The following is a 678-nucleotide window of genomic DNA, read 5'->3' as shown; positions in this document are numbered from 1 at the left end:
AGCAGCCCAGAGTCTGAATCAGCTTGTGTGTTAGTGGAACGGTCTGGAAAGTCCGACGGTACAGGGTGATAGTCCCGTACACCAAAATGCACAGGTTGTGAACTCGAAGAGTAGGGCGGGACACGTGGTATCCTGTCTGAATATGGGGGGACCATCCTCCAAGGCTAAATACTCCTGACTGACCGATAGTGAACCAGTACCGTGAGGGAAAGGCGAAAAGAACCCCGGCGAGGGGAGTGAAAAAGAACCTGAAACCGTGTACGTACAAGCAGTGGGAGCACCTTTGGGTGTGACTGCGTACCTTTTGTATAATGGGTCAGCGACTTATATTCTGTAGCAAGGTTAACCGTATAGGGGAGCCGCAGGGAAACCGAGTCTTAACTGGGCGTTAAGTTGCAGGGTATAGACCCGAAACCCGGTGATCTAGCCATGGGCAGGTTGAAGGTTGGGTAACACTAACTGGAGGACCGAACCGACTAATGTTGAAAAATTAGCGGATGACTTGTGGCTGGGGGTGAAAGGCCAATCAAACCGGGAGATAGCTGGTTCTCCCCGAAAGCTATTTAGGTAGCGCCTCGTGAATTCATCTTCGGGGGTAGAGCACTGTTTCGGCTAGGGGGTCATCCCGACTTACCAACCCGATGCAAACTACGAATACCGAAGAATGTTATCACGGGA

Annotated in this window: 1 rRNA gene; it reads left to right on the top strand. The window is 51.5% G+C overall.

The annotated features are described in order from the left end of the window. Positions 1 to 678, top strand: a 23S ribosomal RNA gene (locus tag PGR23_RS24390); the annotation flags it as partial.

It is taken from the genome of Klebsiella sp. 141162 (assembly GCF_050600755.1).
Lineage (GTDB): Bacteria > Pseudomonadota > Gammaproteobacteria > Enterobacterales > Enterobacteriaceae > Klebsiella > Klebsiella aerogenes.
Note: the sequence above shows the minus strand (reverse complement) of the source record. Positions and strands in the feature narration are given on the sequence as shown.